This window comes from Lentisphaera araneosa HTCC2155, assembly GCF_000170755.1.
GTDB lineage: Bacteria > Verrucomicrobiota > Lentisphaeria > Lentisphaerales > Lentisphaeraceae > Lentisphaera > Lentisphaera araneosa.
Genome location: NZ_ABCK01000005.1, coordinates 123,164 through 147,218, shown reverse-complemented (window position 1 = coordinate 147,218; position 24,055 = coordinate 123,164). Strand labels below are relative to the sequence as shown.

General features: G+C 41.2%; 21 protein-coding genes and 4 tRNA genes. 6 read left to right on the top strand and 19 right to left on the bottom strand.

Translation table 11 applies throughout. The features are described from left to right. Nucleotides 1–2: 2 nt before the first annotated feature. The 5 genes from LNTAR_RS06440 to mqnC all read right to left on the bottom strand — a co-directional run bounded on the left by LNTAR_RS06440 (nucleotide 3) and on the right by mqnC (nucleotide 2,238). Nucleotides 3–791 carry a 3'(2'),5'-bisphosphate nucleotidase CysQ gene (locus LNTAR_RS06440; protein ID WP_007277849.1) on the bottom strand — a complete coding sequence of 263 codons (789 nt, stop codon included), beginning with the start codon at nucleotides 789–791 and terminating at the stop codon, nucleotides 3–5. A 17-nt stretch (nucleotides 792–808) separates the two neighbouring features. Beyond that, nucleotides 809–885: transfer RNA gene (locus LNTAR_RS06435), tRNA-Met, on the bottom strand. A 23-nt stretch (nucleotides 886–908) separates the two neighbouring features. Next, a tRNA-Met gene (locus LNTAR_RS06430) sits at nucleotides 909–985 on the bottom strand. 17 nt (nucleotides 986–1,002) lie between these two features. Further along, nucleotides 1,003–1,079: transfer RNA gene (locus LNTAR_RS06425), tRNA-Met, on the bottom strand. A 106-nt stretch (nucleotides 1,080–1,185) separates the two neighbouring features. After that, nucleotides 1,186–2,238, bottom strand: coding sequence for a cyclic dehypoxanthinyl futalosine synthase (gene mqnC, locus LNTAR_RS06420; protein WP_007277848.1), 1,053 nt, complete (start codon nucleotides 2,236–2,238; stop codon nucleotides 1,186–1,188). Between the two features lie 164 nt (nucleotides 2,239–2,402). Here mqnC and LNTAR_RS06415 point away from each other — a divergent pair, with 164 nt between their 5' ends. Then, complete coding sequence (locus tag LNTAR_RS06415; protein ID WP_007277847.1) at nucleotides 2,403–4,337, top strand: ATP-dependent DNA helicase; 1,935 nt, start codon at nucleotides 2,403–2,405, stop codon at nucleotides 4,335–4,337. Here LNTAR_RS06415 and glmS read toward each other — a convergent pair whose 3' ends face one another. Together glmS and LNTAR_RS06405 are read right to left on the bottom strand one after the other, a co-directional pair. After that, on the bottom strand, nucleotides 4,338–6,170 hold the full coding sequence (gene glmS, locus LNTAR_RS06410; RefSeq protein ID WP_007277846.1) for a glutamine--fructose-6-phosphate transaminase (isomerizing): 1,833 nt from the start codon (nucleotides 6,168–6,170) through the stop codon (nucleotides 4,338–4,340). Between the two features lie 89 nt (nucleotides 6,171–6,259). Next, on the bottom strand, nucleotides 6,260–8,320 hold the full coding sequence (locus tag LNTAR_RS06405) for a serine/threonine-protein kinase (RefSeq protein WP_007277845.1): 2,061 nt from the start codon (nucleotides 8,318–8,320) through the stop codon (nucleotides 6,260–6,262). A 79-nt stretch (nucleotides 8,321–8,399) separates the two neighbouring features. Between LNTAR_RS06405 and LNTAR_RS06400 the strand changes: the two genes are divergently transcribed. Together LNTAR_RS06400 and LNTAR_RS06395 are read left to right on the top strand one after the other, a co-directional pair. After that, nucleotides 8,400–8,999, top strand: coding sequence for an RNA polymerase sigma factor (locus LNTAR_RS06400; RefSeq protein ID WP_162026361.1), 600 nt, complete (start codon nucleotides 8,400–8,402; stop codon nucleotides 8,997–8,999). An 88-nt stretch (nucleotides 9,000–9,087) separates the two neighbouring features. Beyond that, nucleotides 9,088–9,768 carry a 3-keto-disaccharide hydrolase gene (locus LNTAR_RS06395; RefSeq protein ID WP_007277843.1) on the top strand — a complete coding sequence of 227 codons (681 nt, stop codon included), beginning with the start codon at nucleotides 9,088–9,090 and terminating at the stop codon, nucleotides 9,766–9,768. A 1-nt stretch (nucleotide 9,769) separates the two neighbouring features. Here the strand turns inward: LNTAR_RS06395 and LNTAR_RS06390 are convergent, their stop codons facing one another. From LNTAR_RS06390 to LNTAR_RS06370, 5 genes are all read right to left on the bottom strand, one after another. Next, complete coding sequence (locus LNTAR_RS06390) at nucleotides 9,770–9,991, bottom strand: hypothetical protein (protein WP_007277842.1); 222 nt, start codon at nucleotides 9,989–9,991, stop codon at nucleotides 9,770–9,772. Between the two features lie 110 nt (nucleotides 9,992–10,101). Beyond that, a tRNA-Arg gene (locus LNTAR_RS06385) sits at nucleotides 10,102–10,175 on the bottom strand. A 5-nt stretch (nucleotides 10,176–10,180) separates the two neighbouring features. Further along, nucleotides 10,181–10,624 (bottom strand): SsrA-binding protein SmpB, encoded by a 444-nt coding sequence (gene smpB, locus LNTAR_RS06380; protein ID WP_007277841.1) that lies wholly within the window; start codon nucleotides 10,622–10,624, stop codon nucleotides 10,181–10,183. Between the two features lie 124 nt (nucleotides 10,625–10,748). Continuing rightward, the gene (locus LNTAR_RS06375; protein ID WP_007277840.1) at nucleotides 10,749–12,338 is read right to left on the bottom strand and encodes a B12-binding domain-containing radical SAM protein; all 1,590 of its coding nucleotides are present in this window, start codon (nucleotides 12,336–12,338) and stop codon (nucleotides 10,749–10,751) included. A gap of 133 nt (nucleotides 12,339–12,471) precedes the next feature. Next, entirely contained in the window at nucleotides 12,472–13,575 is a 1,104-nt protein-coding gene (locus tag LNTAR_RS06370) for a nucleotidyltransferase domain-containing protein (protein WP_007277839.1), read from the bottom strand. Nucleotides 13,576–13,800: 225 nt separating this feature from the next. On the opposite strand from LNTAR_RS06370, the gene LNTAR_RS06365 reads away from it, so the two are divergent. Next, nucleotides 13,801–15,282, top strand: coding sequence for an ISNCY-like element ISLar7 family transposase (locus LNTAR_RS06365; RefSeq protein ID WP_007277838.1), 1,482 nt, complete (start codon nucleotides 13,801–13,803; stop codon nucleotides 15,280–15,282). A 293-nt stretch (nucleotides 15,283–15,575) separates the two neighbouring features. Here LNTAR_RS06365 and LNTAR_RS06360 read toward each other — a convergent pair whose 3' ends face one another. The 4 genes from LNTAR_RS06360 to LNTAR_RS06345 are packed head-to-tail and all read right to left on the bottom strand — an operon-like array spanning nucleotide 15,576 to nucleotide 19,508. Then, entirely contained in the window at nucleotides 15,576–15,965 is a 390-nt protein-coding gene (locus LNTAR_RS06360) for a hypothetical protein (RefSeq protein WP_007277837.1), read from the bottom strand. A 19-nt stretch (nucleotides 15,966–15,984) separates the two neighbouring features. Further along, nucleotides 15,985–16,353, bottom strand: coding sequence for a P-loop NTPase family protein (locus tag LNTAR_RS06355; protein ID WP_007277836.1), 369 nt, complete (start codon nucleotides 16,351–16,353; stop codon nucleotides 15,985–15,987). Continuing rightward, the gene (locus LNTAR_RS06350) at nucleotides 16,346–17,581 is read right to left on the bottom strand and encodes a hypothetical protein (RefSeq protein WP_007277835.1); all 1,236 of its coding nucleotides are present in this window, start codon (nucleotides 17,579–17,581) and stop codon (nucleotides 16,346–16,348) included. The genes LNTAR_RS06355 and LNTAR_RS06350 overlap by 8 nt, the downstream gene beginning before the upstream one ends. Before the next feature lie 7 nt (nucleotides 17,582–17,588). Further along, nucleotides 17,589–19,508, bottom strand: a complete 1,920-nt coding sequence (locus LNTAR_RS06345) for a DNA translocase FtsK (protein ID WP_007277834.1) — start codon at nucleotides 19,506–19,508, stop codon at nucleotides 17,589–17,591. Nucleotides 19,509–19,694: 186 nt separating this feature from the next. On the opposite strand from LNTAR_RS06345, the gene LNTAR_RS06340 reads away from it, so the two are divergent. Beyond that, nucleotides 19,695–20,681: an FAD-binding oxidoreductase gene (locus tag LNTAR_RS06340; protein ID WP_007277833.1), complete on the top strand. Its 987-nt coding sequence runs from the start codon at nucleotides 19,695–19,697 to the stop codon at nucleotides 20,679–20,681. Here LNTAR_RS06340 and dinB read toward each other — a convergent pair. After that, nucleotides 20,678–21,742: a DNA polymerase IV gene (gene dinB, locus LNTAR_RS06335; RefSeq protein ID WP_007277832.1), complete on the bottom strand. Its 1,065-nt coding sequence runs from the start codon at nucleotides 21,740–21,742 to the stop codon at nucleotides 20,678–20,680. The genes LNTAR_RS06340 and dinB overlap by 4 nt on opposite strands. A 95-nt stretch (nucleotides 21,743–21,837) precedes the next feature. Here dinB and LNTAR_RS06330 point away from each other — a divergent pair, with 95 nt between their 5' ends. Then, complete coding sequence (locus LNTAR_RS06330) at nucleotides 21,838–22,092, top strand: hypothetical protein (protein ID WP_007277831.1); 255 nt, start codon at nucleotides 21,838–21,840, stop codon at nucleotides 22,090–22,092. 29 nt (nucleotides 22,093–22,121) lie between these two features. Here LNTAR_RS06330 and LNTAR_RS06325 read toward each other — a convergent pair whose 3' ends face one another. Together LNTAR_RS06325 and LNTAR_RS06320 are read right to left on the bottom strand one after the other, a co-directional pair. Continuing rightward, nucleotides 22,122–22,979 carry a DUF1670 domain-containing protein gene (locus LNTAR_RS06325; protein WP_007277560.1) on the bottom strand — a complete coding sequence of 286 codons (858 nt, stop codon included), beginning with the start codon at nucleotides 22,977–22,979 and terminating at the stop codon, nucleotides 22,122–22,124. After that, complete coding sequence (locus LNTAR_RS06320; protein ID WP_007277561.1) at nucleotides 22,976–23,854, bottom strand: DUF1670 domain-containing protein; 879 nt, start codon at nucleotides 23,852–23,854, stop codon at nucleotides 22,976–22,978. Before LNTAR_RS06320 ends, LNTAR_RS06325 begins: the two co-directional genes overlap by 4 nt. Nucleotides 23,855–24,055 lie beyond the last annotated feature (201 nt).

Genomic DNA, 24,055 nt, shown 5'->3' with positions numbered 1-24,055 from the left:
CTTTAATTGAGTTGAAAAATTTTTTGCGCTGATTGCAATAGTTCTGACTGATTTAGATAAAAAAAATGTTGGTGGTAAAAGCTGCTTTTGTTATACTTAAGTTCTTCACCATCGAGATCAGTTAAGCCTCTTCCCCAAGATTTTAATAGGCAGTCTGGGGCCGCTGTGTCCCATTCGGCAATCTTGTTGATGTGAATGTAATAGTCAGCTTTGCCTTGAAGGATGCGGCAGACTTTTACTCCCGCAGACCCACAAGAGAAGGTCGTTAAATTACATTCTTCTGCAAAAATACTGATTTCTTTAGCTGCACGAGATTTTGAAATAACGAGGGTGTTGGAGTTGATTTCTTTAGGAACAAGTCGAGTTTCTTTGTTAGAGAGCAGGTCGAGTTCAATCAAGCTCTTAGCTGGGCCGCCAAAGTATGCCTTATTTTCTTGGGGAATGGCCACCATCGCATAGACGAGTTTGTTCTTGTGAACGAGGCAAACCATGACGCAAAATTCTGGACTTCCAGCAATAAACTCACTTGTGCCATCAATGGGGTCAATGATCCAAGTGTATTCAGCGGTGAAACGCTTGGGGTTGTCGGGACTCTCTTCACTTAGTATGGCGTCTTCCGCGAAATGAGATTGGATTTGTGAGAGTAGAAAATCATTGACTTTAATATCAGCTTCAGAGACAAAGGATTTATCGGCCTTTTGCCATGTTTTTGCATTCTTACTGAAGTAGCTGTTGCAGATCTCTGAAGAGGGCTTAGCAAAGCTTTTTAATAGCTGAATTCGGGGATCCATAAAGTACCAAAAGAAAATGGTTGCGGGGGCAGGATTCGAACCTACGACCTTCAGGTTATGAGCCTGACAAGCTACCTGACTGCTCCACCCCGCGACCTTAAAAGATAATATATAAAATGGTTGCGGGGGCAGGATTCGAACCTACGACCTTCAGGTTATGAGCCTGACAAGCTACCTGACTGCTCCACCCCGCGACCTTAAAATATAAAAATGGTTGCGGGGGCAGGATTCGAACCTACGACCTTCAGGTTATGAGCCTGACAAGCTACCTGACTGCTCCACCCCGCGACCTTAAAAAGTGTGGTGTTTGCTGTGGCGGTGACCACTCGCAAATAATGAGGCTTTAAGTAATACTCCGAGTTAAAAAGACTTCAAGAGTATCTTTGAAGGAAATTCAACTTTTTACTGCTAAAACTTTATTGTAAAGTGTGTCTCGTTGTACAGGAGTGAAGCCCGCTTCGATAATCATGCTACGCAAGCCTTCGGCACTCGTTTTGTTGATGAATCCAGTTTCAGCGTGAACGTTTTCTTCAAAGAGAGTTCCACCAAAGTCATCAGCACCATAGGATAAGGACTTAATACCAGTGTCCTTGCCTTCACTAAACCAAGAGGCTTGGATGTGATCAAAGTTATCTAAGAAGAGGCGTGAGAAAGCTAAAATACGGTAGTAATCTTCTGGAGTACTTTCACGCGTAACTTTTTTACCTAAAAGAGTATTATCTTTTTTGTATGTCCACGGTACGAAGGCCGTGAAACCGCCTGTGCGGTCTTGGATGTCACGAATTACCTGTAAATGAATAAGGATATCTTCAGCTTCTTCTCTGTGACCATACATCATGGTTGCGGTTGATTTCATACCGATTTCATGAGCCACTTCATGTATGTGTAACCAACGATCCACTTTGTGTTTCTTGGGAGAAATTCTATTGCGAACTTTTTGTGAGAGGATCTCTGCGCCACCACCAGGAAGTGAAAGCTGGCCCACATCAAACATTTTTTGTAAAACTTCGCGGACATCGATGTTTTCAACTTCAGCGATATTATCAATTTCAGGAGCTGACCAGAAGTGAGGGATGATTCCTGGGAATTCTGCCACAGTCATTTTGATGATATCTAAGTAATAGTCCAATTTGAGATCGGGGTGAAGACCGCCTTGGAGCAATACGGTAGTCGCTTCAAGATCTTGGGCATCTTTCATCATTTGGCGAACATCATCGAGGGTTCTTACGTAGACTTCTTCATCACCCGGCTTGCGGTAAAAAGCACAGAATAGGCAATCAGCTGTACAGGCATTAGTATAATTCGGGTTTGAATCAATGACGTAAGTCGCCTCGTTAGCTGGGTTGATTTTGTTGCGTTGCTCGACTGCCATTTTTTGTAGATCAAAAAGATCGGCGTTTTTAAAGAGGTCTAAACCCTCTTCAAAGCTTAATCGTTGAAAACTCATGTAAAAAGTCCTAGGTTAAATTTTTAATTACTCAAAAATAGTCCAGTTTTAATTAAATTCATTATATTCATTTAAGATTAAAAGCGATAAAAAAAAATCTAAAACTAGCATAGCGCTTTTAGGGGTTTAATGTTGCGATAAATAAATCAACTACGAGTCATCATTTGTCAATATTCCCAGAGCACTTTAGTTTCTTAGATGGTCGTGATTTTGAGCGACGTCCGCAACAAGAAACGATGGCAAGTAAAGTTTATTACGCCTTATCTGAAGGCCTAAACTTGTGTGTAGAAGCGCCAACGGGAGTCGGCAAGAGTATTGCGTACTTATTGCCAGCAGTTAAATGGCACCGTAATACAGAGCAAACAAAGCCCATAATTATTACAACTCATACAAAACACCTCCAGGAACAGTTACTGAAAAAAGATGTCCCCGCGGTTCAACTCATGCTCGGAGAGGATTTTAATGCAGTCATTGGCATGGGTAGAGGTAATTATATTTGCATGCGGCGCATGAATGCTGCGGCGGCTGGTAGTCCGGATTTTTTGCCCGACGAGAGCATGATTCCTGAAGTTTTTCGTATAAAATCCTGGTCAGCAACAAGTGAAAACGGTTGTAAAACGGAACTTCCTTTTGCAGTAGATAATGGTGCTTGGGGCACAGTTAATGCCGAAGAGGGCAATTGCTTGAATCAACGCTGCCCTCATTTTAAACCCTGTTTTTTTCAAAAATCTCGACGATCACTTTATGGCGCCGATGTAATCATTGTGAATCATGCCTTGTTTTTTGCAGACCTCGCAATCAAGGCAGAAACGGGTGATGAACAGGCGGGTATATTGCCATCTGCATCCGCAATTATTGTTGATGAATGTCACACAGTGGAAGACGTCGCAGCCGTTCATCTAGGGATCCGTTTGTCAGCAGGCACTTTTCTATATCAACTGCGTAGGATTTACAATAAGCGCAGTAAGCGTGGGGCAATAAGCACGGTAAGTGATAATAGAGGACGGCATTTAGCCGCTAAAATGCATGATGAAGTGCGAGACTTCTTTCAAAGTCTTCATGCTTGGTTACCAGATGAAAATAAAACACACAGAATTCATGAACCTGTTGTTCCAGAGAACCCACTGGCAGAAGGTCTAACTCAGCTTTGTGGTTTACTCGAACTTTATGCAGATGAAGAAGAGGGCAATCCCGAGAAGGAAACTGAATATCGCTCTTTATCAAGACGGCTATTAAAGCTCACGGATAGCCTATCTTTTTTCTTGAGAGCGAGTTCCGAAGAGCATGTCTTTTGGTTTGAAAAAAGTACTAAACACTTATCCATGCATGCGGCCGCTATTGATGTGGCGCCGATTTTAAATGATTTGCTTTTTCGCTCAAAAACACCCGTAGTCACGACGAGTGCGACCTTAGCCGTGAGTGAAAAACTCAGTTACTACCGCAGTCGAGTGGGAATGAGTGAGTCACTCGATATGATTTTAGATAGCCCCTTTGATTTCAAGAATCAAATGAAAGTTTTTGCGGCCCAAACATTGCCTTCTCCGAAAGAAAATGATTATGAAAAAGAGGCCCTTACCTGGCTGCGCTACTTTATTCATATGTCCACAGGAGGAGCATTCGTGCTTTTTACATCCTTTTCCCAAATGAAAAGGATTGCCGATGCTGTGCGACCCTTTATGAATGAAATGGGCCTAAAGCTACTCGTTCAGGGAGAAGCTGCGTCTTCCGCATTATTATTGCAGGCTTTTAAAGAAGACAATAACTCGGTCTTATTTGGGACGGATACTTTTTGGACGGGAGTGGATGTACCAGGAGAGTCATTGCGCAATGTTATTATTATGCGTATTCCATTTGCTGTCCCTGATCATCCACTCATTGCAGCGCGCTGTGAGCACTTGGAGAAAACAGGTGGACGAGCCTTTTTTGATTTCTCTGTACCTGAAGCCCAACTGAAACTGAGGCAGGGTATAGGCCGCCTCATACGCTCCGCTAAAGATCGCGGCATCGTCGTATTAATGGATAGCCGTGTTAGCAATACTAATTATGGTGCAAAATTTCTTCGGGCGATGCCCGAAGGTTGTGAGATCGAGCACTTTTAATTACTCTACAGTTACTGACTTGGCTAAGTTTTTAGGCTGGTCAATGGAGCAACCTCTTAAATCAGCAATGTGGAAAGAGAAGAGCTGAAGAGCAACTGCCGCTAAGATAGGTGCAGTTGTTGGGTGTGCTTGAGGGATAGTTATTGAATCATCAGCAGGAGTCTCGATTCCTTCACTTACAACGGCAATAACTGGTGACTTTCTTGATGAGCACTCTCTAATATTCGAGACTATTTTTTGAGCAGAATCTTTATTTGTGCAGATAGCAACAACGGGGACTTTTTCATCAAGTAGTGCTAAAGGACCATGTTTGAGCTCAGCGGCATGATAACCCTCAGCGTGAATATAAGAAATTTCTTTCACTTTTAAGGCACCTTCAAGAGCGACTGGGTATTGATAGCCACGACCAATGAAAAACATGCTGTGAACATCGGTATACTTTTCAGTGATTGTTCTGATAGAGTCTGAAAGCTTTAAAACTTCTTCAATTTGCTCTGGCAGTTGATCAATAGCTTTTAAAATATCTGCAGCTTGTCCGCGATCTAGGCGCTTGGTTCGACCGAGTAAGATAGCTAATTGAAGTAGAACAGATACTTGTGTTGTGAAGGCTTTAGTAGACGCTACAGAGATTTCGGGACCCGCATGGAGGTAGACGCCACGACCAGCTTCACGAGCAATTGTAGAGCCAACGGCGTTACAGATAGCGATAAGATCAGCCCCTTTACGCTTAGCTTCGTGAACAGCAGCCAAAGTATCGGCAGTTTCACCTGATTGGCTGAGAGCAATTGCCAAAGTGTTTTTCTCAATAATGGGGTTTCTATACCTAAAGTCAGCGGCTTGAGTAACTTGGCAGGGTATACCAACCAAATCTTCAAAGAAATACTGCCCTAGAAGAGCTGCGTTGAGTGATGTGCCACAGGCAAAAAGTTGAATCCGATCAATAGAAGCAAGCTCTTTGGGGTTCATGTGTAAACCTCCAAGAGAAGTTGTGGCGTTATCAAAATCTAAATGACCACGTACAGAGTTTCGAACGGCTCTTGGTTGGTCATGGATTTCTTTCATCATAAAAGTAGAGAATCCACCTTTTTGAGCCTCTTCAGCTGAATGGGTGATCTTTTCCTCATCACGTTGAACGGACTTTAAAGTAAGGTCGTGGAAACTAATGCCTTCTTTATTAACAATCGCTAAGTCACCATCATTGAGGTAGACAACACGGTCAGTATGCTGAACAATTGCATTGATATCAGAAGCAATAATCACTTCATCTTTACAGAGACCAATGACTATAGGGCTACCAAAACGCGCTGTAATAATAGTGTCGGGCTCATCTTTAGAAATGACGGCAATACCGTAGGCCCCTTCAACTTTGGCAAGAGCTTCTGAAACAGCTTTCTTGAGATCATCGTCGTAATGTGACTCTATAAGGTGAGCTAGAATTTCAGTATCCGTTTCGGATTTAAAGGTGTGGCCTTTAGCAAGCAAGTCATTTTTCAGTTCTTGGTAGTTTTCGATAATGCCATTGTGAACTAAAGCAATTCGAGAGTTTTGACCAAGGTGGGGATGAGCGTTACTTTCAGTAGGACCACCGTGAGTTGCCCAGCGAGTATGTGCAATACCACAATGAAGTTGACTCACATCTTCCAATTGAGTGTCAGCTTCAATGCGTTCAGCGAGGCTAGATACTTTACCTGCAGCTTTCACAGTGTAAATGTCACTATCTTTGAGTACGCTAATTCCTGCAGAGTCATATCCACGGTATTCTAAGCGTTCGAGTCCATTTATAAGTACGTTTAAAGGGTTTTTCTCACCAGCGTATGCGATAATGCCGCACATATGAAGCTCCTAATAAAATTTGATTCTGATAATGATACATGTTTTAGTGATTTTTTCTTGAGAAAAATGTTTAAAAAGAGACTGAATTACTACTGAAATGAGAATTGTTTTTCTTCGATCAAATGAAAGTGTTTTGAAAGTAAGTCGATTTCAAAGTCTTTAAAATATTTTTCTTGATAGATGATCTTCTCAACTCCCGTGCTTTTGAGTATGCCTATACGCATATCATTAATTTCGTTGAGACGACACGCCGATAAATTCAGTGTCTTGAATGGGATATCTTTTATTTGGATAAATTCGAAAAAGGAAGTGTAGGAAATATCTAGTGTATCAAACTCCAGTTGTTCTAAAATGTTAAGTCTGTAGGGTTCAATCAGAAAACGGCTGACAGGAAGTTTGCGCAGGGATAGAGTTCCATCGATAAGGAAATCTTTATGTGCATTTATTTTTGTTTTATCCCAAACTTTATTGTTGTAGTAAATCATGATTTTTGCGAGTTCTACAGATCCTGCGATATCTTTATTGGAGGTAGATCTAAATTGAATATGCTTGTAGTACATCGCTTTAGTAAGTTCAAATTGATTGTGGTTAAACTGTAAGAAAATTTCGGCAAGTTGACTATCGCTCAAGGCTTTGTCATCAGTCTTAAGTTCTTTTGCCCAGTTACTCACCTCGATAAATCTATTTAAGCTATTCTCTGTATTAATTTGTGTGAAGATATCTGAAGCGGCATGGAACTCTTGTAAAACAAAATGTAGAAGAGCTTTCTTACGGAGAATTTTTTTTCTCTTTTTCTCTTTTGTTTCTTTTTTTAATGCCTCTTCAAGAAGAGCAATTTTTCTCTTGGCACCACTTAAATCATCACTGTTAGCGATTTCGTGGGTGAGTTCTAAAATATCATCTGTTAGTACTTGGTTTTGACGATGAGCTTCTTTTAATTCTTTTAAATTTAACTCGGCTTTCTGGCGTTCTTCTAATGCTTCTTGCTCAGCTTTGAGTGCCACTTGTTCGGCGTTGAGGGCGAGGTTACGTTCTTGTTTAATGCGTTGAAGTGATTGACTTGCAATGAATCCAATAAGTAAAAGGATCGAAATGATAATGAGTAGAACTTTGTATTGTCGACGACAAAGAAGCTGTATATGCACCCAGATCCCCGCATCTTCTGCTATGGTCGCAAAGCCTTCTTGGAATTTAACTATGTCTAGTTTTAAATCATTGACAGTTTTATAGCGTTCTTGAGGGTTTAGATTTAAACATTTTTTAAGAATGGCCTTAAGCGCACGGGGAGTCGGGGTTTTGGGGTTAATAGGCTGGATTTCAGCAGATTTAGTTTTTTCTAGTAAAGTAGTGAATTCCTTGCCTTGGATCGGCGCTTCTTGCGTCAGCATGAAATAGAGGATGCCACCAAGCGCATAAATATCAGTTCTTTGATCTTTGTTTTCATAGGCGTGAGCTTGTTCGGGAGCCATGTAGCCTGGAGTTCCCTTGATTTGTCCCTGAAGAGTCATATGGTTTATGATGTTGGGGTCTCGTTGCGGATCGATTTCTGCCTCTTCATCTTGGTTGAGGATTCGGGCAATGCCCCAATCGCAAACAGTTACCTGTCCAAATGAGCCAATGTAGATGTTCTCAGGTTTTAAATCTAAATGTAAGACTGAATGGCTGTGTGCATAAGAAATCGCATCACATATTTTTAAAAAGATACTGAGATCAAAGTTTTTCTTGCTGGAGCTGTCGAGGTACTTTTTTAGTGTTTGACCTTCGAGTAATTCCATAGTGAAAAAGGGCGACTTAGTTTCATCGAGTCCAACATCATAAATGGTAATGATGTTGGGGTGTTGCAGCGAGGCGGTGAGGCGTGCTTCACGTAGGAATTGCTCAATGGTTTCTGCTTTTGCATCTCGTTTAAGTTTAGCTAAGGCGACAATTCGACCTGCTTTTAAATCTCTTGCGCGGTAAATCTTCTTCATTCCACCTTGATCAACGGGGCCGAGGATTTCGTAAAAATCACTCAATTTTTTGATTTCGTTTTGAATAGGGTAGGCGGACTCTAATTCCTCTTCGTTTAATTCGGCGTCAAAAAACTCACAGAGGCTTTCATCAATGTGGGTGAAAAACTCTTCGTCTTGCTGATCTTCGCTCGGATTCACATGTGACCATTCATAAAATTAAAAGTGAGATTAATAAAGAAATATGTTTCAAATTAAGCTAAGTACTTTATTTTGTAAAATGAAAGACGACTATTCCACGAGTTATACTTTGTTGAATCGAGCTTGTGCAGATAATGATGCGAAAGCTTGGGAGGAGCTTATAAGTTTTTATAAGCAATATATCTATGTCATCATTCGCTCAATGAATATAGCAAAAAGTGATGCCGAGGATGTTCAGCAGCAAGTTTTAGTACAACTATGGAAATACCTACCTACTTTTGACAAAGAGCGTGAAGGAACCAAATTTCGTTACTGGTTATCTAGAGTGACGCGAAACCAAACAATCAATTTTATTCGCAAGCAGAAGTCATACGAAAGCAAACTCAATAAAGCTAAAGATTTTAATGAAGTAGATCAAGAGATTCCCATAGCTGAAATCGAAGAGCGAGAAAAAAAGGAATGGGAACTCTTTATTTCTAATAAAGCGATGGAGAATATTCGCAGCCACTTCAGTGATAAAGCGATTGAAGCCTTTTCTTTGGCTCGTAAAGGTATGAGCCCGAATGATATATCAGAAAAAGTTGGAGTTAGTGCTGATTCTGTTTATAAATACATTAGTCGAATTAAACTCAAGTTGATTGAAGAGATCAAATACCTACGTGAGAGTTTAGATTTTTAAATATAAAAATTGTATTTTTAATAAAATAATATAGGTTTTCATATTTAAATATTTGTGTAGGTTTGTTATGAGATACTTGTTTCTATTAATGTTTACCACCGTTTTATTTGCTGAAGAAGCAAATTTTTCTTTTAAAAAACTCTTTAATGGCAAAGACCTCTCTGGGTGGGTTGATGTCAATACATCAAAAGCCACATGGAAAGTCAAAGATGGTTTGTTGATTTGTTCAGGTAAGCCGATAGGGGTGATGCGCAGTGAGAAGCAGTACGAAAATTTTATTCTTCAGATTGAATGGCGCCATATGAAAGAAGGTGGGAACTCGGGTGTCTTTATTTGGAGTGAGGGCACTGGCTACAACAACAAGCCTTTACCAAAAGGGGTTGAAGTTCAAATGCTTGAACTTCAATGGTCAAAAATTCATAAACGAATCGAGGCTTATGTGAGTGGGGAATTATTTGGAAGTATGGGGCTCAAAACAAGTCCTGACAACCCTCGTGGAACTCGAAGTAAATCAGTTGAAATGCGTTGCAAAGGAGTGGGCGAATGGAATCAGTACACAGTAGTAGCAGTCGACGGAACAGTGAAACTGGCAATCAATGGCAAGTTTGTCAATGGTTTGAGTCGTAGCGAAATAAAAAAGGGTTACTTGTGCCTAGAAGCGGAGGGAAGTGAAATTCACTTTCGCAATATTCGAATCATGGAGCTCGAACCAGGTGTGACCACAGAAGATCAAAAGGCTCCACTAATTAAAGAGCAACCAAGTAAATAACTTATTGTAAAGGGAAAAGTTCTCCAACAGGAACTTCCTGTTTTGCTTTAGCTTGATCATCACTTAAAGATGCAATGAGGATGATCAAGAAAACAAAAAATGCCATGCAAAGACATGTAAAGAGACCAACTGCCATAAGAAAATACTGAATGATTTTTTTAATATCAAAAGAGCTTTCAGGGCTCTTAAATTTAACAGGAGTAGGGGATGTCGTTTGGTTCATGGTCTAATGCGTGGGTTCAATAGTTTTTGATGACTTTATGATAAACCATAGTCTCGTGGGCTACAAGTTTTACTTTGGACATGAGATTTAGAAAAAGATTAAAAAAGATGTGCTCTGGGGCAGATTCGAACTGCCGACCTTGAACTTAGGAGGTTCCTGCTCTATCCAGCTGAGCTACCAGAGCAAAACTTAGAGTGTTTTGTTTTTGAGGCGCTGAAGTGCACGATCATTATCGCGCTTCTTAATGCTATCGCGTTTGTCCACAGTGTTTTTACCACGGCAAAGGCCAATAGAGATTTTTATTTTTCCGCGCTTCAGATGAACACTTAAGGGTATTACGGAGAGTCCCTTTTGCTCCACTTCACGCATGAGTTTGCGGATTTCGCGTTTATGAAGTAGTAAGCGACGTTTGCGTTTGGGTTCATGATTATTGCGATTACCTTGTTCATATGGTGAAATATGCGATTCGCGCATCCAAGCTTCACCACTTTCGAAGGCAACAAAAGCTTCAGCAATAGAAATAGACTTATTGCGGCAAGATTTGACTTCCGTTCCTTGCAATTCAACACCAGCCTCATATTTCTCAATGATTTCGTAGTTGAAGCGAGCTTTTCTGTTAGTGGCGATTTCCATAAATGTCCTTTAAAAAATTGAGGCTTAATATAAGTAAGCTTGTGAATGGGTCAAGCCTGCCTGTGTGGTGATTCTTAGAGGAAGATGAAAAAGCGAGGGGAGTCCAAAGTTTTCGACAGGATTTTTAGTGCTGAGGGACAAGAACTTGGCTTTCCCAAAGTGAAATGGAGGTTTTTTTGTTATTGATACAACCTTTTCCATAATTGATGTAGAGGGCTTTATCTTGATGATAAAAAACAAACTGACGTTTTACTTCAATATCTTCTTTTTGCCCACAAATAAATTCGGCATCCTCAGCAATGCCTGCGGGATTAGTTTTTGCGGGAAAGAGTCCTCGTTCAGGTGAAAACCCTGCTAAGAACCAGGCTTGAGCCAAATCAAAAAGAGCTTCTTGCTCGTCTATTTTTACGAGATAATCGTAGATTAGGCGGAAGCGCTTTTCTGGATTGAGGGCTTGCGCAAAAGCATCCTGGGAACGCATGTGAGCATGGAAGTTCTCAAAAAAACTTAATTGACGTTTTATCGTCTTAATGAGTACGGGCTGCAAAGCTTGGTAATTATAATACCAGTCAATGAGACGAGACCATTCGGCAACTTGAGTGAGTTCATCATAATTCATAGTAGCAGTACGGAGAACTTCATAGGGAGGAGTTGGAGCCGCCACAATTTCTTTGTATTCACACATGGGCGTGCCAGGAAGTAGTTTGAGGTTTTCCAATTGTATCTCAGCAGGCTCAAGAGCAATAAGTGCGAGTAAGTCATTAAGTTGGCTCTCGCGAGTGGCTCCCGGAAGACCGCCAATGAGGTCACCATGAATTTCTACGTTTTCTAAATCACAGAGGATTTGTAAGCCTTTAACGGTCCGATCCATGGGGCTGCGGCGTTGAACCGTGTCGTAAGTATCTTGAGAAAAAGTTTGCAGACCAGTTTCGATATGCATTTGGCCTTTAGGCATTTGTTTGAGTTCGTGGAGGAATTCATCAGTTACAAGTGCAGGGTCCACTTCACAGTGAAAACGTAGTTGTGGGAACTCTTCGCGAAACATTTGCATGAGTTTCAATGTACGGCTGCTTTTGATATTGAAGGTACGATCTAAGATACGTACTTCAGTGGTGCCAATTTTGGCGATTTTCTGTAGATGTTTACGCACATCATCTAAGGGTATAAAGCGTAAGACTGTGTCGAGACTCGATGTGCAAAAGGAGCAGCGGTTGGGGCAACCTCGTGAAGTTTCATACTGAACAAAGGGGCGCCTTTCATCAAAGAGGTCACTATAGTGAGGGACAATATCTTCCATCTTGGCCAAAGTGGCTTTAGCGTTGTCACGGTAGCGACCTTCTTCATCTATCCAGCAAAGTCCATTGATGTACCCATAGCCCTTCTCTTCAAAGATTTCTTTGAGGGGGATTTCACCTTCACCTCGAACAATGACGTCAACCCACGGGTATTTACGCAAGATGGCTTCGTTGTCTCCTAAGAACTCTGGTCCGCCGAGTACGACTTTAACCTGCGGATTGATGAGAACGTAGCGTGAGAGAATTTCATAAAGTTCCTTACAGGAAAAAATATAGGCCGAGGCCAAAATCATTTCTGGATCACTTTGGCTGAGGCGGTGAAGCACGCGTTCCGTTTTCTCTTTCGTCGCACATTCCACTAAAGTCCATTCATGGAGTTTTTCGGGGTCGCAATAACCTCTCAAAATAGGATAAGCCATTGAGGTATGAGAAAAGGAGCTGTTTACCGATAAAAATGTAATGCGCATAAGTAACCAAAATTATTTAAAACATAATGGAAAAGAATTAAATTATGTCAAGCTCAAAGGCTTGATTGTCGATAGAAAGATTTTGTTAGGATTTATTTTGAAAAGCAAGCTTTATATAAACTAGTGGAATGATGAGTGGATAAAGGAAGCGGGCTTTTGGTTTGAGTAGAATCGTACGCGTCACTTGAACACTAGGATAGAGAAAAATAAAACTATTACAAGTCATTTTTTTCTTCAAAGAATAGTGATTAGACGCTGAGTATACTAAGAAATTCCATGAGCTTTGCAACCAAGTTTTATTGTTTGACGAGTCTATTTTAATACAACCTAGATCTTCTTTGCTAATTCCATTGTGTTGCCAATTTTTAGGTAAGATATCAAGGAGCGTTTCAGGAAGAGAAGTGTTTGGATGGATAGAAAGTATTGATACGAGAGTTTTTGCGATGACTTTTTGGAGTTTAAATTCTTCAATGAGTTTCGTCATTGACTCCCAGTTTAATTGAGATTTCTCAAACAAAGTAATTAGGTCAAGTAAATGACAGAGTCGACGTTGGGGAGACTTAAGGCGATGGCAAGCCAATAGCAGGAAAGTGAATTCAAGCTCAGTTAATCGAAAGCAATCGTTCTGGAGTTCTAGGAATCGTGAATAGGTTTTACAGTCTTCATAGGAAAAATTGAGCCCAGTTCTAGGGTTATTAGGCCGCCAGTGAAGATCGAGAGTGATTTGTTTTTCTTCATGATGCCATTCGATTTCAGAGTCGGAGAGGATAAAGGTTTCATGTCCCCACAGTTGGGGGTCTCGGCAAAGTTTATAGCCAAGTTTACTAAGTAAATCACCGACTTCGATAAGTCTATTCGGCGGCACAATAATATCGAGATCACTCGATTCACGAATTGAAAAGTCTCCGTAAATTTCTTGAGATAATAAGCCACCTTTATAAAAAATGATATCGATATCAGCTTTTGAAAAAGCGGCCTTGAGTTTCTTGGCTTCAGCCATGAAGGCGAGGTTGCGAAAAGTCCATTGTTCGCGTTGAGTCTTTAGGTAAGCTAGGAGGTCGAGAGGAGTTGTCTTATTGTTTTTGAGTATTTCGTAAAGCTGAGGACGAATGCGGTGGTACTCACAAAGAGTCTGAAAACTTTGCAGATCAAAAGAAGTCTCGAAGGAATAGTTTTGCGGGTCTCGCAAACATTGCAGTAAAACTTCTTCTTCGATATATTTAGTGCCTGACCTAAATGAACCTAAGTCTTTTAAGTATAATAATTTATAAGGAAAATAAGTTGTGAGTTTTTCTAGAAAACAGTATTAAAGTACCCTATAAAACTTTTGTTTAAATGTATAGTACTTCATCATAAACTACTATTTATCCAATAGGATACAGATAAAATAAAAGAATCCAAGGTGTCATATAGCATGCGTAATTTTACAAGTACACAAGCAGAATTAGGAGAAAACCCACTTCTCGGAGTCACGCCAATTGAACAAGTGAGACTCGACACATACTGCCGTGATGAAATAACCAAAACTCTTCGTGGTTTACAAGAAATTTATCGAAACAAAGTTTTACTCAAAGAAATCCAAGATGTTTTGTCTGAATTAGTTCCTAAAGGAACATCCTGGAATGATGGACGTAAAGGAATGGATCTCTGGGTTATTTTTGTTTTAGGCACTTTGCGTTTGAGCTGTAATTGGGATTATGACAAGCTCAAAAGTTGCTATGATTATCATCACAAAATTCGGGAGATCTGTGGAGTTGATCTTTTTTGTGATGTCGACATAGTTACAGGACGCCAAACAATACACGATAACGTTAGCCTTTTTACAAAAGAAATTGCCAATAAAATTAGTAAACTCGTAGTTGCTTTCAGCCATGAATTACTTTTCCCAGAAGAACGAGAATTACATAGTCGTTGCGATTCTTTTGTTTTTGAAACGAATGTTCATTTCCCCACTGATTTGAATCTATTAAAAGATTCTGTACGCAAAGTATTGAGCATCGGAGGCAAATTGGCTTCATCTTTGAAAATCACTGGCTGGCGTGAAGTAAAAAGCCAGCAAAAGAAATTCCATAGCCTTTATAATAAACTGAGCAAGATGCGTCACTCTAACTCGAAGAAAGAAGAGCGAAAGGAAAAACGTCGCTTAGAAATAGAGGAGATAATTAAGGATTACCTTAGTGTGGCTCGAGCTCATTTACTCAAAGCAAGAACTCTCCAGAATTCTTTAGATGAAGAGTGTCCCAAGCTTCAGTTAAACATGGATTACACGGACTTATTCATTAAGCAAATAAGTCGTAGAGTTCTTAATGGAGAGACTATTTCACCCGATGAAAAGGTGTATTCGATTTTTGAACCTCACACAGAATGGATATGCAAAGGAAAAGCTGGGATTCGTCAGGAACTTGGCGTGAAGGTATGTGTAGTTGAAGATCAGTTTGGCTTTATTCTCGACCATAGGATCATGAAGGGCGAGCAGGATAAAGACGTGGCGGTTGAAATGGTTCGTAAAAGTAAGGAGCTGTACCCTGGGCTGACATCGATGAGTTTTGATAAGGGTTTTTATTCAAAGGTAGATAAGGATGGTCAAAATAATCACTCCCGCATTGAAGCATTAGAGGTAAGAGCTCACCTCCCTGTAAAAGGTCGCCGAAATAAAGCTGCTCAAGAGCGTGAAAGTAAGGAGGCCTTTGTCGTCGCTCGCAAACAACACCCCGCAGTTGAATCAGCTATTAACGCTCTTGAAAGTCATGGTTTTGACCGATGCCCTGATAAGGGTACTCCTAATTTCGAACGTTATGCCGCTATGGCGATAAGTGCCAGTAATATCCATCATCTTGGTGCTATCATCATGGCCAGAGAAATCAAAGTCCTACGTAGAAAAAGAAAAAGCGCTTAAAGCTCTTCATAATAATAAAAACGCCATTCACGGCGTACTTTCTCCTGCCTTGACTTAGTGAATAAATAGAAAAAAAGCCTTTGTTCTGACGCCTAGGCCTTAAAAAAATGATAATACTATGACTGCACGACACGTATAACCATATTTTGAATTTTTATATTAACTTAAAATCATCAACAAACTCATAAACACTGGGTTTTCGGTCACGCACTATTTAATTTGATTCATACAAGCACTCATTGATTTGACTTAGTTTACACATTCGAGTGATTGAAATCAATACTAAAAAAATTCTAGGAAGGAGAGAAATCGTCAAGGATTTCAATTTCGCCTTTCACATAATGTGCTGTATGAGCACTACTGATGGGGATTTCTTGGAGCTTGAGCCGAGCGAGAAGCAGGGTGCGACTCTCGTAGATTTCCTCGCGAGTTTCTCCACTCTTGATTAAGTAGAAGGCTTGTCGGTGAGGGAGTGCGGGGGTTTTTGCCTTAGCTTTTTTAGCAGAGGCTTTTTTCTTCGGGGGTGCTTTTTTAGAGGAAGGTAAATCAACAGGAACAGGAGGGATCTTAAGTTTACCTTCCGTCAAAGCAGCTATCTCACTTTCTGCAGCATAAATAGACGCAAAGAGTTCCTGCCTTTGGAGCAGCAATTCTTGGACTTTTATGTGGTTAGTGGGATTCATAAATAGTTACGACTTATTTTTACTTAGCTTTATCTTCTGTATCAGGATTCTCTTCACTATCTTCGGAGACGTATTCGAGCTCTTCAGTTGGAATTTCTTCTTCCTCTTTTGAAGCAGCAGTGTCTGTAGCCTTGGCTTTAGCGGGGGCTTTTTTCTTGGGGGATTTTCCACCGAAAGCCACATCAGACTCAGGGGCATCAAATTCGAAGGTTCCTTCATCGCCAACGACATTGTTGACTTGTTCTTCGAGTTCGGCAATTTTTCTGTAAGCTTCGTGGCGTAAGACGAGTAATTCATCTATTTTACTACGGGCTTCTAAGGCGGCGCGCAGTGTGTCGGTGTCGGCGCCAGTGACGAGGTCAATGAAACTGAGGGCTTTTTTAGCCATGGTTATTCTCCTGTGTTGTTGTTGAATGGGGGCTGAGTTCTTTGGAACTCGAGGCAAAATCGCGAATGCTCGGAATGGGGTCATCGATCAAGTCTTGAGCAATGAGTCCGGGTAAATCGGGGCATTGAAAGCCGCGTTTTGCTAAAATAAAAATGAGTAAGCGGTCACTATCCGAAAAGAGGTTCGCTACTTGTTGTGGCGTTAGTTCGGCGTAGAGCGCTAGGGTATATAAAATTTCTTTGTTGCCACGTGAAAGTGTACGGATGATGTCGGCGTTGTTGTCCGATATTTCAATGAGTTTTTTGGCGAGACTCGCTTTGGCATTTTCAGCAAGTTTAAGCAGAGTTTCTAATTCCAGGTTTTGCGTTTCTAGCAAAAGTTCTAAAGACTCGTTTTCGGCACCGTGAATAAATTCGTCGAGTACTTGAGGGCAGAGTTTTTGAGTTTTTAGCATTTGCTCAATTAAGAGAGGGTGAAAACTGAGTATCCCCGCTTGATCGGCAGAATCTAATTCCATGAGTTCAAGGCAGCACTTGGCCACGTCAAGGTAGGGACTAAAAAGCATGGGGCGCAAAATTTGTGGGCTTAAATTCTTTCTTTCAAGTAAGGTGCTTTGTATGATATGATCATTAGAATGTGCGAGTACAGCTAGGAATTCATCATCGTAACGACCCGTTAAGATAGCCTTTATTTTAACTTGAACATCTAAGTCAAAGCAAGCTCTTTTGAGGGCATCTTCATCGGTAAAACGTTGTAGACCTGCAAGTCTTACTAAAGCTGTTTCGTCGTAGTGTAAAAATTCTCGAATCCGTAAAGGAGTTTCTTTGTTGGCTGCTAAAGTAGCCCGCACACTAGGGCAAGTATCTTTAGCGAGAGCATTGGCTGCCTGAGGGGAAATTGCGGGGTTTGCGGCGAGCGCAATTTTCTGACTATTGAGTTCACTCTCTTGAGCAATTTTCACCATGGCAGAAACGGGCAAACGTGAATGAGAGGCGAGAGCAATGGCAGCGTTTTCTTGTAGTTCTTTTTGACAAAGTTTTTCAATTAATGCCGAAGGTGCATCTTCAAAGGAAGCTAAAAAGAATTCAAATTCAGGACAATTGTGGTCGTAAAAGGCATCCTGTAGGATGCGCGTTGGGATGTAATCATCTTTAAGAGAATCAAGTGTGCCCTGAAGGTCGTCCTTAATTTCTTTAATCAGTTTCTCTGCTGTGATATCAATAGGCATAAGTCAATTAATCCAAAAAGATTTCACGTTTGCCACCAGGCTTTTGAGGACCCAGGATGCCACGAGACTCAAGTTCTTCGACAATGCTTGCGGCCCGATTATAGCCAATGCGTAAGCGTCGTTGAATGTAGGAAATGGATGATTTGCGATCGTGGCGAATGATTTCGATGGCTTGTTGCAGCAGAGAATCATCTTCATCGATCTCAAGAGGTTCAAGAGTTCCCTCCTTTTCTTTTGGAGCTTGACGCATGAGCAACTGAGCAAGTTCATTATCAAAGTCGGCTTGGATGACTGAGGAACATTCCTTAACTAAGTCTTCAATTTCTTCGTCTCGAACTAAGGCACCCTGTAAGCGTTCACTTGTAGCTCCACCCGGAGCTCGGAAGAGCATGTCGCCTTGGCCTAATAAGGATTCTGCACCTTTCGTATCGAGGATAACTCGTGAATCAATCTGAGAGCTTACTTTGAAGGCGATTCTCGTTGGATAGTTCGCTTTGATAATACCCGTGAGGACATCAACACTCGGACGCTGCGTGGCAATGATCGTATGGATACCAACGGCACGAGAGAGCTGGGCAATTTGTGCTAAGTAGGTTTCGGTTTCGTTGCCAGCATTCATCATGATGTCAGCGAGTTCATCGATTACAATAACCATGTAGGGGTAACGCTGGGGAGTGTTTGGGTCTTCATCTTCTTTGATTTTGCGAGAATTGAAGGCTGCGATATTACGTGACCCCACACTGGCGAGGACAGCGTAGCGACGTTTCATTTCGTCAATTACCCATTGCAAGATAGCGGGAACTTTTTTAGGGTCGTTAACGACGGGCATGAGTAGATGGGGCACCGTTCCGTAGACGCTGAGTTCAACGACCTTGGGGTCGACTAAGATTAACTCCAGTTCAGCAGGAGAAAATTTACTGAGTAAAGAAGCGAGTATGGTATTGATGCAGACCGATTTACCACTGCCTGTGGAGCCAGCTATCAGCAAATGTGGCGCACGGGCAAGGTCAAGTATGATCGCTTCGCCAGAAGTATTTCTCCCTAAAACGAGGGGTAAAGCTGCGTTTGATTGTGTCCAAGTAGAAGTAGTAAATAAATCGCGAATCGCCACAGGGTTAGGATTGGGAGAAGGGATTTCGAGACCCACATAAGGTTGGCCGGGAACAGGCGCGAGAATTCTTATAGAGGGGGAATGAAGTTCCATGGCGAAGTTGTTATTGAGGCGAGCGATATCAGAAACTTTCACGCCTGGTGCTGGGCGAACATCAATGCGCGCGATGCGAGGTCCGCAAGTGAGTTGTTGAACCACTGCGTCAATACGGAAGCTATCTAAAGTGTCCTGAATGGTCTCCATTGTTCCTTGCTTCCACTCTTCGGGCGTATGGACATAATCTTCTGAATTAATGAAGCACGAAAGGTCGGGGACTTTGTAATTCAGGCTATCGCTCTCGCGTTTGCTGAGGTGTTCATTAACGAGAACTTCTTCGTCAAGGCTTTCTTCAGTAGCGACTTCAATGTCGACTGGTGTTTCTTCAATAACTTCATTTGTCACAGTCTCGAGGCTTATCGTCGGGTCAGGCGCCATAAGCTGAGGTTTTTCGAGCATCAGTTGACGGTAGTGCGAGATGACCACTTGAGCTTGATCACTGTGCTGTGCATAGTTTTCTTGGCGGTCTCTGTAGTTTTGAATGAGTTCACTATAAGAAGGCAGTTTTTTTTGAGCAACTGATTCAGACGGCTTGTTTTCTTGTTTCTCGCCAGTGTCTTCAGTTGAGTTTGCGACTTCCGCAAGGGCTTCTTGTGCTTTGCTTGAACTTGGTGAAGTGGCTTGATTCGAACGGACATCATTGGAAAAGAAGTTTTTCACCAAACCTTTCACGGTGCGAAATACTTTTTTCGCCGCTTCTTTATCTTCTTTATTGACCATTAACTTCTGTGTTCCCCGAGGATGCCTAACTTAGTGAAAGCTTATTTTAGATTGAGCTCGGATAAAGTCAATTCAAGTAGAGCTTAAATTGATTTCTACTTAGTGCTTTTTTGGAGGTTGAAAAGAGCACAAAAAGGAAGAATTTATGAAGAAGAAAATTTAAGAGTTTAAAATTAAGGAAACATCATGCGTTTAAGAGTGAGTGAAATCATCGAACACTGCCCGACAATTAAAACTTTCTGTCTAGAGCCACTAGAAGAATACAAAAAATATTTTGCGGGTCAGTATTTAACTGTACACACAGGAGAAGAGGGTGATGTATTACGTCCTTATTCATTGAGTAGTTCCCCCACTAATTCAGGTTCTTACGAAATTTCCGTAAAACTCATTGAGGGTGGTTTGGGTTCAACTTGGATGCACACGCAAGTGAAAGTCGGTGATGAACTCCTTTGTGATGAACCAGAAGGGAAGTTTACTTTACAGCAAGCAGCGCTTACGAGTGTTTTTGTGGCAGGCGGTATTGGTGTGACTCCTGTTTTATCTATGCTCAAATATGCCTTGTCCATTAAAGATACTCGCAAGCTCCTTTTCTTTTACGCATCGCGTCATTTAGAAGATTTAGTTTTTCATCAGGAACTACTCGATTTAGCAGCTGCGCACCCCAATTTGATTTACGTTCCCATTATCAGTGGTGATCAGGATCCAGAATGGCAAGGTCAACGCGGTCGCGTCAATAAAGAATTGCTCGAGGATACAGGCGTGATCTTTAAGCGAGCAGAATTTTACACTTGTGGACCCGATGCGATGATGAAGAATTTAGAAGAACTCGCACTGGCGAATAAGGTCTCTAAATCCAATTTCCACAAAGAACTCTTTTTAGTTGCAGCTCCAGTGAACTCCGGTTTCTCTGGGAAAGTCAATATTAATTACAAGGGTGTAGATTATGAGTATACTAAAGAACAGAGTTTACTCGATTTCTTGCATAGTCAAAAAGTTCGTGTACGCCACTCCTGTAAATCGGGAATTTGTGGTTCCTGTGAAGTACAGTTGAAAGAAGGCGAAGTTCGCCATGTCAATGAAGACTTTTTTACTGATGAAGAATTGGCAGAGGGCCGTCGCTTAGCTTGTTGTTCATTCCCAGTGACTGATGTAGTGGTGGATAAACACAATTAAAATAAGTCGGGTTGGGCGCTGTCGTGTTTGGTAAATTTAACGCCACAGCCCATCAAGCGAACGCGTAATTGGTTACGCTCAAGGGCCTTCGTTAAGAGGCTCTCGATAACTGACCATTCAAAATTCAAATCACCGCATTCAACTGTGGTAGAAGTGAAATCGGCAAATTTCACTTTGAGTACTGAGGTTTTGATTTTATACTGAGGTTTTTCTTCGAGGTAAGCCTTGAGTTTCTTTTTGCATTCGTCAAAAATAACTTTCAGTGCATCAGAACATTCGCCATGACTCAAGTCGCTATCAAAGGTTCTTTCCCTCGTGTAGGATTTGCGTTCACGATTGGCTTTGACTTCGCGATTATCAATCCCTTTTGCCAGTTCAAGGAGTTCTTCGGCTCGATTCGTTCCAATGAGTTTGGCAAGATTTTTCACAGAGATTTTTTGTAAGTCTGCACAAGTTTCTAGACCAAATTTGCGCAGTTCGCGAAGAGTTTCCTTGCCTACACCCCAGATTTTTTTAACGGGTAATTGTTGTACAAATTTTTCGATATTTTCCGGTGGGATCGTGTAGATTCCATCAGGCTTCATCCAATCAGAAGCAATTTTAGCTAAATATTTATTGGGGGCAATTCCCGCAGATGCGCGGAGTCCCGTTTTAGCATAGATGTCTTTTTTTATGGCCTCGGCAATCAGCGTACCACTACCGTGATGCAGAGGGCATTCACTCACATCTAAAAAAGCTTCATCCAGGGAAATGGCTTCGACCAAGTGAGTGTACTTGCGAAAGATTTTAAAAACTTCAGTACTCACTTCTTTATATTTACTCATGTTAGGACGAACAATGATAAGCTCAGGGCAACGTCGTAAGGCAATGGCGGTAGAGAGCGCCGAGTGCACACCAAAGTTACGAGCTTCATAATTTGCAGCCGCAATAACCCCGCGTCGTTTTGCTGCTCCACCAACCGCAACGGCTTTGCCTTTGAGTTCGGGCTGGTCGCGCACTTCAACAGCGGCAAAAAAACAATCCATATCCACATGGATGATTTTTCTCTTTTTATCTTTCACGCTAAGGCCCTTGTTTATTCATTAAGTTAAATATATTTTAGCATTCAATTTTTTCGAGAGGGTAAAACTATTATGAGAGGGGTTCATACAGTAATATGAAAAAGTGTTTTAAGATATTTTCAGCCTTTCTGTGCTTACTTATTGTAAGCGTTGGAGTAGAGTACTTCATCGGCTCTCGAGATGTAGAACTAGAAGATTTGAGTGTTTTACTTGTTGAGTATGAAGAACCTAATACCTCTGAAATGGTAAATGTGTTCACTGGTGTAGAAATAACATTTAGTGCTGAAGAGTACGACTTAGTCGATAAATTTAATGAAGGGGAGTCTGTAAATAAGGTCATTTGTCCGTGAGGTGTATTTGTCCCCTTACGTACAGATATTTAGTTTTTCTGAGAGTTCAAGTCATTGACGATGGTTTCGTATTGTGAGTCCACCTTTGCGTCCGTATTGATGATTTGCTCTAAAACAAACCCTCGGTCTTTGTACTCCAAGATGATAGCTTCATATTCTTTGATTAACCGGGGTGTATTTCCAATAACTTTGGCGATCTCATTGATATTCATGCCCTTCTTATAACAGATAAGAACCTGTTTAAATTTGCTGATATAACGCTGGATAGCCTGGAATGAATGATAAGTCTCACGACTTACTTGTTGAACGCTGAGTTTCTTTATGAAAAGTTTTTCAATTATAATTTTTTTGTGCGTGAGAGTTGGCCCCATATCATGTATTGAACCTCTTCGAGGTAAGACCTCATTGTGTTCCAGTTCCCATTCTTTAATATACTTACCCACAGTTGGTGGAGAGATCTTTAAAAGAATGGCTAATTCAACCGAGGTCATACAGCCACCTTGCTTATAACTTTGTTTGAGCATCCTTGCAACAGCTTCCTTTTTTATGTCTCTGAGCTTCTTACCGTCTTTGCGCTCTTGAATATCTTCTGCTCGTACTAAATCTAGGATAACACTCACTAAAGGTGTTTGATTGATCTTTTTTCCGTATGATTTAGTCGCATTTTTGTCAGTGGTCACCCATGGCGTCTGACCCTGTTTTAAATGAGAAGTTTCGGGATAGAATTTATTGACCATAGAGATAATAGTTGAGCTCAAAACTTGCCGAGTCCTCATTCCTCCCAGTTGCGGACACTCCTCTGAGAAAAAAGCTGTTAAAGCTCCAGCAAAAGTTTTATATTGTTGTGGTCCGTAAGTTGCTTCATTCGCTGAAATATGCGTCTTCATGCTCTGCTCCATACGGGATTTGATAGATTCGACAGTAGTGAGTCTTTTTTTTCGCCAACTTCCTTATAGTATTCATCTCCTGTAAGCAGGATTTCATCCAGACGATGTTTGAACATATCTTTATTCTTAAACTCGTCGTAAATCTTAAGGAATGTCTTCACGCCGCGTTGTGAGATTCCTGCAACTACCGCGATTTCATGGTCAGTGAAGCTCTTCCCTACCCGTAAGTAAACCGCAACTTTAAACTTTTGAAGGTAACTCTCAACGGCGCCCATCGAATGTTTTGTAGCACTCGCAACTTCAACTTCTTCTTTGCCTTCCACCCAATGACGAATGACCAATTCACGGTGTGTAACTCCAGGACCAATATCTTTTTGTTGGCCACGCGTCGGAATGACAATACCTTCCTCTTGTAAGTGTTTGATATCACGTCGGATCGTTTTTGTATCGCACATCAACAGCTTGGCCAAATCCTCCTGGCTTAATAGACCTCCTTGATCGCGAGCCTCTTCGCTCAAACGTATTAACCTACGCTGACGGCGAACAACTTGCCGTTGTTTATTTTTTCTATTGGGCAACTCTTCTTCGTCAAAATCACTGAATACACTTAGAGTGACGCTTATCATTTCACAGTCTTTGAGTGCCTTACCTGCACCTTCCTTGGTCGAGACGCAGTTGTACTTGAGTTGACCTTCTTTAAGTTCCTTTTGGCTATAGGAAAAATAGACCTCATCTATCATGCGAACCAGTTCTTTGGCTTCCCAGGGACTTAGGCCCGCTCCATGAACCGCCAAGTGACTCATTTGCTGGTTCATTGTTTTTAAAGATAAGCGACGACTTTGATTTTCTTGAGAGTTCGCTATTTGTATACTCATGGTGTAGTGCTCCTTATTTTTTGCTTTTTGGTAGAACAATTTATAAGGGGACACTACACTTTTTTAGTATCTAGCGATACTTACCGGACAAATGACTGAATCGTAAATAATAATAAGCTAAATGCAGTTTTTGGAAAACACGAAAATAGTTTATATATACTTCGAGAACTCATTAAAGGTAAAGTGTATAAATCGCGCCAT

Coding starts and splice junctions, on each gene's coding strand:
- LNTAR_RS06320 (WP_007277561.1), bottom strand. CDS start 23,854: ATGAGTATACAAATAGCGAACTCTCAAGAAAATCAAAGTCGTCGCTTA.
- LNTAR_RS06350 (WP_007277835.1), bottom strand. CDS start 17,581: ATGCCTATTGATATCACAGCAGAGAAACTGATTAAAGAAATTAAGGAC.
- glmS (WP_007277846.1), bottom strand. CDS start 6,170: ATGTGCGGCATTATCGCATACGCTGGTGAGAAAAACCCTTTAAACGTA.
- LNTAR_RS06340 (WP_007277833.1), top strand. CDS start 19,695: ATGCGTTTAAGAGTGAGTGAAATCATCGAACACTGCCCGACAATTAAA.
- LNTAR_RS06400 (WP_162026361.1), top strand. CDS start 8,400: ATGAAAGACGACTATTCCACGAGTTATACTTTGTTGAATCGAGCTTGT.
- LNTAR_RS06345 (WP_007277834.1), bottom strand. CDS start 19,508: ATGGTCAATAAAGAAGATAAAGAAGCGGCGAAAAAAGTATTTCGCACC.
- LNTAR_RS06330 (WP_007277831.1), top strand. CDS start 21,838: ATGAAAAAGTGTTTTAAGATATTTTCAGCCTTTCTGTGCTTACTTATT.
- LNTAR_RS06440 (WP_007277849.1), bottom strand. CDS start 791: ATGGATCCCCGAATTCAGCTATTAAAAAGCTTTGCTAAGCCCTCTTCA.
- mqnC (WP_007277848.1), bottom strand. CDS start 2,238: ATGAGTTTTCAACGATTAAGCTTTGAAGAGGGTTTAGACCTCTTTAAA.
- LNTAR_RS06395 (WP_007277843.1), top strand. CDS start 9,088: ATGTTTACCACCGTTTTATTTGCTGAAGAAGCAAATTTTTCTTTTAAA.
- LNTAR_RS06390 (WP_007277842.1), bottom strand. CDS start 9,991: ATGAACCAAACGACATCCCCTACTCCTGTTAAATTTAAGAGCCCTGAA.
- LNTAR_RS06360 (WP_007277837.1), bottom strand. CDS start 15,965: ATGAATCCCACTAACCACATAAAAGTCCAAGAATTGCTGCTCCAAAGG.
- LNTAR_RS06365 (WP_007277838.1), top strand. CDS start 13,801: ATGCGTAATTTTACAAGTACACAAGCAGAATTAGGAGAAAACCCACTT.
- LNTAR_RS06355 (WP_007277836.1), bottom strand. CDS start 16,353: ATGGCTAAAAAAGCCCTCAGTTTCATTGACCTCGTCACTGGCGCCGAC.
- LNTAR_RS06325 (WP_007277560.1), bottom strand. CDS start 22,979: ATGAAGACGCATATTTCAGCGAATGAAGCAACTTACGGACCACAACAA.
- LNTAR_RS06375 (WP_007277840.1), bottom strand. CDS start 12,338: ATGGCTTATCCTATTTTGAGAGGTTATTGCGACCCCGAAAAACTCCAT.
- smpB (WP_007277841.1), bottom strand. CDS start 10,624: ATGGAAATCGCCACTAACAGAAAAGCTCGCTTCAACTACGAAATCATT.